Source organism: Microcoleus sp. Pol11C3 (assembly GCF_036701485.1).
In the GTDB taxonomy this organism is placed as follows: Bacteria; Cyanobacteriota; Cyanobacteriia; order Cyanobacteriales; family Microcoleaceae; genus Microcoleus.
Window position 1 is genome coordinate 25,242 of sequence record NZ_JAUBQW010000063.1, and the last position, 9,461, is coordinate 34,702.

Genomic DNA, 9,461 nt, shown 5'->3' on the forward strand with positions numbered 1-9,461 from the left:
TCTATAGGGGTTTCCTGTAGTTGAGTTTTTGTTCATGCGATTAAATTTAAGTCTAAAAATAAAAATATAACCTGAATTAGACATAAGCTTAAAGCTTCGTCTGACTTCAGGTATTTTGATTATACCACACTTTCTAATAAACTGGGGCGATCTGAAACTTCTAATTCTGCGTGTTTTAATCGTTCTTGAATTGACATTTCCTGCAACTTTTTACTCATTTCATATAAATCAACTTGGGGATAATCCCCCTTAAATAGCGGAATTAAAGACTCCACAACAGCAGCGATTCCCTGCGGCGGCACTGCATTGCCAATCTGCCGCCGCACTTCAGTAGTAGAACCTTCAAAAACAAAATCATCGGGAAATGTTTGCAATCTTGCCCTTTCACGATTTGTCAAAGAACGCGGTTCTAAATAATGATAACCCCAAGTTCCGCCACCTCCACCAGCAATGATTGTCGATGATGGTTTATCTGGATGAATTCGCCGATAAACGTGACTGATCATGCCTTTGACATAGTATGGACTGTCCTTGGGAATATCAGAAAAATTGCCTCCCGGTTTAATTCGATTTAAAATTTCAACGGTGCGGGCTTGAATTTTATGATGTTTGTTGTTGTCAATAACTGTGTCTACATTTTTGAGCGCTTCGCCGGCAGTTCGATAAGGATTTTTGCGATTTTGACCGTATTCTGGCTGAGGATGTACAAAGTTAAATCCTGTATCCATCCGAATGCCAACTAATAACACTCTTTGGCGAAATTGCGGAACTCCGTAATCAGCAAAGTTGTAGAGTTTAGGTTTAACTAAGTAACCAGGTGCTATACTTTCAAAGTCGGAAATTATTTGTTTGATTGCTTGATAATTATTGGCGCTTAATAAGCCTTTGACGTTTTCTGCTACAAAAGCTTTGGGCTTTTTTTTATTGACAAAATCTAGAAAATATGTATATAAATTGCCTCTGGTTCCTTCAAGTCCGGGACGTTTCCAAATTAGGGAGAAATCTTGACAGGGGAACCCTCCTATACATATTTCTGCTTCGGGAACTTGTGCAATGTCTATATTTTCTATGCTGTCGTTGACGATGACATCGGCGATGTTTCGGCTGAATGTTTTGCAGGCGTATTGATTGGAGTCGATCGCCCAAACTACCTCAAACCCGGCTTGGTGGAATGGCAAATCCATGCCGCCGCAACCAGAAAATAAGGATATGAGTCGCGGTTTTTTTGTCCAGGCGATCGGCTGGAGACGTTCGATTAACATAGGAGTGTAAAGTTACCCAAGGGCGGGCTGGATGCCCCCACCACAAGAGTGTCATCATACCAAAACACGATCGAACTCGACTCATCAATTGATATTTCACTCTTCATCATCTAACTCGATCCCGGCTTGACGCAGTTTTTCGGCCAATTTTTCAGCGCGCAGTCGTTCGCGATCGGCTCTTTCTTCCGACCACAGCAATAACTCGCCTTCTGCATCCCACCACCTCAGCCAACAGCCTGTTCTCCCTTCGTGGGTTCCTTCCCAAACTCCTAAAAACAAGTCTAATCCCGGTATCCAATAACGTCCGTTTTCATCAGGTTTTTGCAAGTTGTAGTGCTCTGATTCTAAAGCGTAAACTTCTAAATGAGCTGTTTTTGCTCGGAATATGACGTATCTGGGAACTTTGATTACTTGCTCGTAAAAATACCACTTTCCCACCCGCGAGGTAAATTCAACGGAGTATTCTTCTCCATAGGTTTCTGAAAGAAACTCCATCACGATTTGGGGGATGATTCCTTCTGTGTGTGGCGTGTAACTACGGCGGACTTGAGAGACATTTTTGGGATTGACGGGTTTCACGTACATCCAATCTGGCGCTTTGCAGATAATGCGCTGTTCGTCGCTGCTTGAACCTGGGAAACTTATGCCGGCACACAAGGCAAAGTTGGAAACAATTAAGGCATCCTGCATTAATTCAGGAAATCCTGTTAGCGGCTGGCGCAAAGCGGCGGCTAATAATGGTTGGCTTTCGTCTTCCAGGGGGTCGTCTGGTAGTTGGAAATCTTCTGGTAGTAGCGGCCAGGTGATTGTGAGTTTTGTTTCATGATTTTTAGTTGCTAAAGACATAGTTTATCAGAGGTTAAATGTTTTAATGCTTAAATTATATCTCTTAGTTTTTGGGATTAATGTTAATGGCTTAATGACGAGGCAGAGCCTCTGGATATGCGTTACCGGGCAGAGCCTGGTAACGAGAGGATTGGAATTCAAAGTCCCCCTGATTTAGGGGGATCTAGACTGGGCAAAAACCGAGAGTTCTAAGGGTTGTTAATCTTCTGCTGTAACTCGTTTGTCATTGCTAGTAGTTCTGATTGCCCGATCGCACTTTGTTCACCACTCGCCAACCACTTCAATTGTACCGTCTCGTTTTCAGCTTCCGCATCTCCCAAAACCAAACACGCAACTGCACCGCTTCTGTCGGCTCTTTTAAACTGTTTCCCGAACGCACTGCCGCTCAAATCTATCTCTACGCTAAACCCGGCACTTCGCAATTTTTGAGCTAACAATACCGATTGCTGTTCTGCTTTTGCGCCCCTGGATACAAAATAGAAATCTAACTTCGGCGCGGGCAAAGGTTGTAACTTTTGCAACAGGATAATTAACCTTTCGATACCCATTGCCCAACCGACTGCTGCCGTATCTGGGCCGCCCAATTCCTTGACTAAACCGTCGTAGCGGCCGCCTCCGCAAACTGTTGCTTGCGCTCCCAAATCGTCGGATATAATTTCAAATGCGGTGTAGGTATAGTAATCTAAACCGCGCACTAATCGGGGATTTAACTGATAGCTAATTCCTAAATTTGTGAGCATTTGCTGCACTTGCTCGAAGTGCGATCGCGATTCCTCTCCCAAATAGTCCAAAATACTCGGCGCACCAGCTACAATTTCTTGAGTACGCTGATTTTTGCTGTCCAATATCCGCAGCGGATTGCGAGTCAAGCGGTCTTGAGAATCCGCGTCTAATTCGTGTTTGTGCGGTGTAAAATAATCTATTAAGGCTTGCCGATAATTTTGTCTGTCTTGCTTATTTCCGACAGAATTAATATCGAGGCGCAAATTTTTTAAACCGAGGGTTTGCAGGATGTCGCAGGCGATCGCAATTACCTCGACATCCGCACGAGGATTCGCACTTCCCAAGACTTCCACGCCAATTTGATTGAACTGCCGCTGTCTTCCTTCTTGCGCGCGTTCGTAGCGAAACATCGGCCCCGCATACCACAGACGCTGCACGTCACCAGCCGCGTACAAACTGTTTTGAATAAAAGCTCGGACTACCCCGGCGGTGCCTTCTGGACGCAAAGTAGTCGATCGATCGCCCTTATCTTTAAAAGTGTACATTTCCTTACCCACAACATCGGTAGCTTCGCCGATGCCGCGTTCAAATAAAGATGTCTGTTCAAAAATTGGTGTCCGAATTTCTCGATAAGCCGCTTTTTTCAAAATTATTCTAGCGACTTCTTCTATATTTTGCCAGTATTGAATTTCAGCGGGCAAAATATCCCGCGTTCCCGGTAAAGTTTTAATTGCACTCATTTTGTTAGTCAGTAGTCAGTAGTCAGTAGTTAGTAGTCCGTAGTTATTAGTTAACGGTTATTAGTTGTTAGTCAACAGTCAACAGTCAACAGTCAACACCTAACAATTCCCAATAACTAATGACTTAATAATTCCCACGCTCCGTAACGATCGCCATAATAAGCCAAAATGCGATCAACCCGCTCGCGACCTGCCAAATCGAACCCTTCAGGATACTGTATCCACAAACCCCCAACTTGGCTGTCGCAGTAATCAAACCGCTGCGACTGCTGCGGAATTAAACCGGTTTGCACCCCTTCAACTTGACGCAAATGGACCGCCACTTCGCGATACACCGCCAACGGTAATCCAGGGCTTTGAATTTGATAGCGGAGTTGTTTTTCTTGTGCCGTTTGCATCATTTCTTTGCCTGTTCCCAACCAGAATCCCTACTTAAGATACTTCTTTATCGATCGGCCGTGGTAAAGGGCAGCAGTTAATATTGTCCAAACATACCTTTCCCCACTGCAACGCCCAGCGTACAAGCGTAACTCGATTGTCAGCGCGCGTCTTGTTCAAGATATTGCTAATGTGGTTGTCAACTGTACGCTTGCTAATCTCTAACTTTTCGGCGATTTTCTCATTAGTCAATCCCGCCGCTACTAACTCTACCACTTGCAATTCTCTGTCCGACAGGGTGACAGGGGTCCCAGAGACAATCCCACTCATAAATTTTTCCTATGTCTGCATATTTACCTATCTACAATTCTAAAGGATGAGGGATCGAGTATGAAGAGAAAATTTAATTTTCTGTGCTACTCTTTTGGGCCCGAAGCACCAACTCGCTTGCAGAATCGCTAGGAGTGCAAACCCAGCGCGCACACGGCCAGACGCGCAGCCACTTGCACTGCTTGTGCGTCGGGTGGCGGATGCTGCCTTTGCCTACGCCCATCGGACATCCGATCCCAACCTGGAGATGTTTGCGGGTAAAACAACTAAATGATAAGCCCGCACTATATTTCAGCCTTGAGGGAGTAACTGCCAATATCAGTAAGTCTGATATTATAGGAGCAGCCATAAAAAAATAGCTGGCAATTTTTCTGGGATGGGTTAAAAATAATTATTAACCTGTCTACTCCTGGTCTAAAATCTAACATCTAACATCAAAAATTTATATGACTTATCCTCGCGTTCTGTGTCTGGGTGAAATTTTATTTGATTGTTTAGCAGACAAACCAGGAGTATCTCTAGAAGAGGTAGAATCTTGGACTGCATATCCCGGCGGTGCTCCTGCTAATGTTGCCTGTGCTTTGGTTAAATTGGGGACGGCGACGGGATTTATCGGTGCTGTAGGTGGGGATGAATTGGGGAATTCCCTAGTGCAGGTATTGCAAGAAATAGGAGTTGATATCGCTGGAGTGCAGCGGCATCCAAGTGCGCCGACGCGGCAAGTTTATGTCTTGCGGAATGAAGCGGGCGATCGCAATTTTGCCGGTTTTGGTGAATTTGATACTGCGGATTTTGCCGACACCCACCTCCTCGCTGCACAACTACCCGAGGTGTTGTTTGAAAATGCCGAATTTTTAGTGCTAGGCACTTTAGAATTAGCTTATCCTGAAAGTCGAGAGGCGATCGCCAGAGCGATCGAACTAGCAGAACAGTACGACGTTAAAATTATACTTGACATCAATTGGCGTCCCGTGTTTTGGCCAAATCCAGACGAAGCAAAAGCGCACATTAGCAAAATATTAAAAAAAGTTGATTTTGTCAAGTTATCTGAGGAAGAAGCCGAATGGTTATTTGACACTACCGACGCAGGAGCTATTACCTACCGCCTCGATTCTGTAGAAGGTGTTTTGGTGACTGCGGGCGAGAAAGGTTGCGCCTATTGTATCTCGGAAAATGAAGGAAAAATCCCCGCATTTACAATAGATGTTGAGGATACAACAGGTGCAGGCGACGCATTTTTGGCTGGTTTTGTGCGGCAGTTGTGCAAGCAGGGAATTAAGAATCTAGCCGATCCCAAAATAGCCCAAAAAATTGTAACTTATGCCAGTGCAGTAGGTGCGATGACAGCGATGAAACCCGGGGCAATTAGATCTCAACCAACCGCCGCTGAAGTAGAAGCTTTCTTGTATTTGTACAAAAATTAGAGCGGTAAACCTATCAGTCTGGAAACGGAGAGGGGGCTAAATTTGGTTCAGAAACTCGGTTAATCAGAAAAAAAATAACTCTTCTACTAAGAAATAAAGAGGTATTTAAGTTAAGCCCGATTTTGTATTAGAGGTTTTTATTGTGGGGTATTAACCATACATGAGATGATTTCTAATTTGGCGCAAGATCACCTCTAGCGGTTGCGAAGCATCTATGATAATTGCATCTTCCGGTTCTTCCAGAGTGTCTAACTGACTTAACAACAAGTCTGCTTTCATGTAGTGATTTTCGCGACTTGTTAACCGGGCTGCCAATAGCTGAAAAGAACATTTGAGATAAACTATTTTCATCCCCTGTTGGTCGCGGTAGAGCATTTCGCGGTAAGATGTTTTTAAAGCAGAACAAGCCAACACAACATTTTTATTTTCCAACAGCCACCTGTCTATGGCAGCTTGCAATTGTAATAGCCAAGGAAGCCGATCCGCATCTTCTAAAGGAATGCCCCGACTCATTTTCTCTATATTAGCTGATGGGTGAAAATCGTCAGCATCGCTGAAATCCCAGTTGAGAGATTGCGCCAGCAACTTGCCAACAGTAGTTTTGCCTGAACCGGAGACTCCCATCACGATCGTAATCATGGCGCTTATTTACCGAATACTTGCAATTTTATCAAGTTGTGCGATCGACAAACCGGGCTTCTTAAGTTGCTGGATGAATTCTACCACCCTAAAAAATTCAATAAACCCGGTTTATTTCTGATTCTCGCTCAAATTTCTTCCATAGTGGGTTTAATGAAATTATAAGCCAAAACGCCGATAATTCCACCAATCACTGGGAATAAAATAAACGCCCACAACTGTTGAATTGCCCATCCGCCTTGAAAAAGTGCGACACCGATACTTCTAGCTGGGTTAACTGAAGTATTGGTTACGGGAATTCCAACTAAGTGAATCAACACCAGCATCAAGCCGATCGGAATTCCGCCCAAACCGACGGGATAATTCGGATGGGTAGTACCCATGATTGTAAATAACAGAAAAGCAGTCAGTACAATTTCCGTCAAAGCTGCTGCCAAAAGTCCGTAACCTGTGGGGGAATGTTCTCCAAAACCGTTAGATGCAAATCCAGAAGCCGCTGCATCAAAACCAGGTTTTCCTGATGCTATCAAGTACAAAACAAGACCGCCTAAAATCCCTCCTACAATCTGACCTCCTATATAATAAGGAAGCAAAACAGCATCGATCAGTTTGGCAACTACTAAACCGATGCTTACCGCCGGATTAATGTGGCATCCAGAGATAGGACCGAGCGTATAAACCATGATTAAGAGGGATAGACCAAAGGCGATCGAAACTCCCAAAAAGCCGATTTTGTCTCCCGCTAAAACCGCACTGCCACATCCACCTAATACCAACACAAAAGTACCAAAAGCTTCAGCAATCCCAATCTTTATTTTTTTGTTCATACTCACAATTATCTGAAGTTTCTGAGCGGTCACTTTCACAGGAATATGAGTTCTAATTCTAAAAATTAGAACTCGAATTTGTTTGACTCAGGGCAACAATACTAATGGAAATTATTAGCAACGTGTAGCTATAATTTTCATAAATTGTATGGGCTTAACTGAGAATGCGGAATTGGAAATCGATAAGTTAGCTCAAACATACTCTATTCGGGAAAAAATGTCAATATTTAGCCAATTATTTGTATAGATTGTGCAATTTTCTGTATTCTCTTCAGAATAATTAACTTGGGTTCTTCCCTAACTTTGTGATAATAATTGTACTTATTATTACTGATTATCCGATCGCACTCTCAGCTAAAACATCACTGCTAACCGCCTGGTACATCGGGCCTTTGAAGGGGCGAAAGCCTTGCTGGCAATCGGTAGTCATCTTGCACAGCAAGCGGAAATGTAGGGGCGTTGGGGGTTGATTAAGACGATCGACTTCTACGCGAACCAATTCTGGATGCTGCGAAATAATTTCAAAAATATCATCCACCAGATAGCGCTGACAATAGCCGACAATCCAGTGATCTTTAGTACACAGAAGCAGACGGGAAGCGCGCGGATTTTGAAATTCGTGGGCTAAGTGCAAAAATTCGCCCACTTGAAGCCGATTAATCCGTTCAATTGCCGACTTTGATAGGTATCGCAGTCCATCTGCAAAAAAATGGATACAGTAACGTCCATTTTCATCTGGTTCGGGACAAGGGAACACCTCAAATTTATCAGTTGCCCGTTTGCCTCCGCTGCGCGCCAATAAAGCAATTGAGTCATGTTCGTGTTCAGGGATATTCAACCACTGTACAAATTCATGGTAGTCAGGGCGCGATCGCGACATCACTCGATTAGAAAACAACGAAAACAGTTTCTGTGAAGTGTAAACATTATTGAAATTTGGGAAAGATGGCAAGGGTTGAAACCCGCACTTAAGTTTAGCTTCTAGAACACCATTTGTATAATTGAACTGGTATTCTTTACCGTTAAATGTCAATCGACCAATCGGAAACCAAGAACCACTGCGCGGGCTTTGCCAAGCCAAAAATAGTGTTTTCAAAGCAAATCTCCTGTCAATTCAAGCAGTGCACACCTTACACAATGATAGGGTTGCGCCCTGCGGCGCACATTACCGCTATAAGTAGCCAAAAATACCAATTTTTACGTAAGTCCTGTGAATTTATTCTCCTAGTCTATAGGAAATGGCATCAAAATTTGGTATTTTTTGCTTTCTGCCATGACGACAACAGCACCAATCAACTGAATAAACATCTTTTTTAACCAGAAGCTCAAGCTAGAATAATACCATAAATGCGGACAATAGCTTAAATTGTGCTTAACAGGAGGGTAGTGAATATAATTTAGATGCTGTTCAAAATCACGCTGTTTGCCAATATGATATCCCCAAAACCGCCGATACCAAACATCACTTTCTCGACGCTGGTGACCAGAAAATGAGACATTTTGAGCCAAAGTTCCTTGACCTCGCAAAGATTGTGTAAAGACAACTTTTATCTCTCCAATACACTTGGCATAGGCAGTATGATTAGGAGGTAATTTTCACCAAAAATGGATGTGGTCGGGCAATACAACTGCCCAATAATTTCAAAAGGTTATTCTGATGTAATCGCCCCTACAGCCTTGCGGAGTCGCAAGACATTTTCTGACTCTGAAAATAGCGGTGTGCGATTGTAGGTAACAAGCGTTAGGGAGAAACTTCCACCAGGAAGGTAAAATCGGCGATAGTTTGGCATTAATATCGTCCTCCTACTTTTTTATAGGTCATTTTACACTCATTTTTGCTGGTGCGCCGAAGCACACCTTACATTAGACCTCTTGCAAAAGTCCCCAATAAGGGCAATAGTAAGGTGATAGAGAGGAAAAACTGATGACTTACGAACAAGTGCAAAGTTTAAAGCCAGAAGCCTTCAAGCGATTCTGTGGCGTTGGGCCTACAACTTTTGATGAAATGGTGTCAGTTCTACAACAACAGAAACGCAAGAAACGCAAACCAGGTCGCCCCCCTAAACTGAGCTTAGAAGACCAGGTACTGCTGGCATTACAATATTGGCGAGAGTACCGTACCTACTTTCACATTGCTCAAAGTTGGAACATCAATGAATCCACTGCGTTCAGGATCGTCAGATATGTAGAGGACACATTAATTCGTTCAGGTCGGTTTAGCTTACCCGGAAAGAAAGCACTGCTGCAACCGGACTCAGTTTTAGAAGTAGTTGTGGTCGATGTGACCGAAAG

The 9,461-nt window shown here is 43.5% G+C and carries 12 protein-coding genes; 2 read left to right on the forward strand and 10 right to left on the reverse strand.

Going from position 1 to position 9,461, the window contains the following annotated elements; translation table 11 throughout:
- Positions 1-119: 119 nt before the first annotated feature.
- From QUA40_RS15685 to QUA40_RS15705, 5 genes are all read right to left on the reverse strand, one after another.
- The gene (locus QUA40_RS15685; RefSeq protein WP_333127350.1) at positions 120-1,262 is read right to left on the reverse strand and encodes a DNA cytosine methyltransferase; all 1,143 of its coding nucleotides are present in this window, start codon (positions 1,260-1,262) and stop codon (positions 120-122) included.
- 96 nt (positions 1,263-1,358) lie between these two features.
- Positions 1,359-2,108, reverse strand: coding sequence for a Uma2 family endonuclease (locus tag QUA40_RS15690; protein ID WP_333127352.1), 750 nt, complete (start codon positions 2,106-2,108; stop codon positions 1,359-1,361).
- A gap of 188 nt (positions 2,109-2,296) precedes the next feature.
- Positions 2,297-3,571: a histidine--tRNA ligase gene (gene hisS / locus QUA40_RS15695; RefSeq protein ID WP_333127354.1), complete on the reverse strand. Its 1,275-nt coding sequence runs from the start codon at positions 3,569-3,571 to the stop codon at positions 2,297-2,299.
- Between the two features lie 116 nt (positions 3,572-3,687).
- Positions 3,688-3,969 (reverse strand): hypothetical protein, encoded by a 282-nt coding sequence (locus QUA40_RS15700; protein ID WP_333127370.1) that lies wholly within the window; start codon positions 3,967-3,969, stop codon positions 3,688-3,690.
- Between the two features lie 34 nt (positions 3,970-4,003).
- Complete coding sequence (locus tag QUA40_RS15705; protein WP_006633901.1) at positions 4,004-4,279, reverse strand: photosynthetic electron transport-dependent transcriptional regulator PedR; 276 nt, start codon at positions 4,277-4,279, stop codon at positions 4,004-4,006.
- Positions 4,280-4,725: 446 nt separating this feature from the next.
- Between QUA40_RS15705 and QUA40_RS15710 the strand changes: the two genes are divergently transcribed.
- Entirely contained in the window at positions 4,726-5,703 is a 978-nt protein-coding gene (locus tag QUA40_RS15710) for a carbohydrate kinase (RefSeq protein ID WP_333127357.1), read from the forward strand.
- Between the two features lie 150 nt (positions 5,704-5,853).
- On the opposite strand, the gene QUA40_RS15715 is transcribed toward QUA40_RS15710, so the two are convergent.
- The 5 genes from QUA40_RS15715 to QUA40_RS15735 all read right to left on the reverse strand — a co-directional run bounded on the left by QUA40_RS15715 (position 5,854) and on the right by QUA40_RS15735 (position 8,959).
- Positions 5,854-6,342 (reverse strand): gluconokinase, encoded by a 489-nt coding sequence (locus tag QUA40_RS15715; protein WP_333127359.1) that lies wholly within the window; start codon positions 6,340-6,342, stop codon positions 5,854-5,856.
- A gap of 128 nt (positions 6,343-6,470) precedes the next feature.
- Positions 6,471-7,169 carry an aquaporin Z gene (aqpZ, locus tag QUA40_RS15720; protein WP_333127361.1) on the reverse strand — a complete coding sequence of 233 codons (699 nt, stop codon included), beginning with the start codon at positions 7,167-7,169 and terminating at the stop codon, positions 6,471-6,473.
- A gap of 334 nt (positions 7,170-7,503) precedes the next feature.
- Positions 7,504-8,265 (reverse strand): DNA-binding protein, encoded by a 762-nt coding sequence (locus tag QUA40_RS15725; RefSeq protein ID WP_333127363.1) that lies wholly within the window; start codon positions 8,263-8,265, stop codon positions 7,504-7,506.
- A 128-nt stretch (positions 8,266-8,393) separates the two neighbouring features.
- Positions 8,394-8,678 (reverse strand): hypothetical protein, encoded by a 285-nt coding sequence (locus QUA40_RS15730; RefSeq protein ID WP_333127365.1) that lies wholly within the window; start codon positions 8,676-8,678, stop codon positions 8,394-8,396.
- Positions 8,679-8,818: 140 nt separating this feature from the next.
- A complete protein-coding gene (locus tag QUA40_RS15735) occupies positions 8,819-8,959 on the reverse strand; it encodes a hypothetical protein (protein ID WP_333127366.1) in 141 nt (46 codons plus the stop codon).
- 134 nt (positions 8,960-9,093) lie between these two features.
- Between QUA40_RS15735 and QUA40_RS15740 the strand changes: the two genes are divergently transcribed.
- Positions 9,094-9,461, forward strand: a 368-nt coding sequence (locus QUA40_RS15740) for a transposase family protein (RefSeq protein WP_333127368.1), incomplete at its 3' end; no start/stop codon positions are given.

Bases quoted from the DNA above. Each gene is read 5' to 3' on its own strand.
- QUA40_RS15685 (WP_333127350.1), bottom strand. From the start codon at position 1,262: ATGTTAATCGAACGTCTCCAGCCGATCGCCTGGACAAAAAAACCGCGA.
- QUA40_RS15690 (WP_333127352.1), bottom strand. From the start codon at position 2,108: ATGTCTTTAGCAACTAAAAATCATGAAACAAAACTCACAATCACCTGG.
- hisS (WP_333127354.1), bottom strand. From the start codon at position 3,571: ATGAGTGCAATTAAAACTTTACCGGGAACGCGGGATATTTTGCCCGCT.
- QUA40_RS15700 (WP_333127370.1), bottom strand. From the start codon at position 3,969: ATGCAAACGGCACAAGAAAAACAACTCCGCTATCAAATTCAAAGCCCT.
- QUA40_RS15705 (WP_006633901.1), bottom strand. From the start codon at position 4,279: ATGAGTGGGATTGTCTCTGGGACCCCTGTCACCCTGTCGGACAGAGAA.
- QUA40_RS15710 (WP_333127357.1), top strand. From the start codon at position 4,726: ATGACTTATCCTCGCGTTCTGTGTCTGGGTGAAATTTTATTTGATTGT.
- QUA40_RS15715 (WP_333127359.1), bottom strand. From the start codon at position 6,342: ATGATTACGATCGTGATGGGAGTCTCCGGTTCAGGCAAAACTACTGTT.
- aqpZ (WP_333127361.1), bottom strand. From the start codon at position 7,169: ATGAACAAAAAAATAAAGATTGGGATTGCTGAAGCTTTTGGTACTTTT.
- QUA40_RS15735 (WP_333127366.1), bottom strand. From the start codon at position 8,959: ATGCCAAACTATCGCCGATTTTACCTTCCTGGTGGAAGTTTCTCCCTA.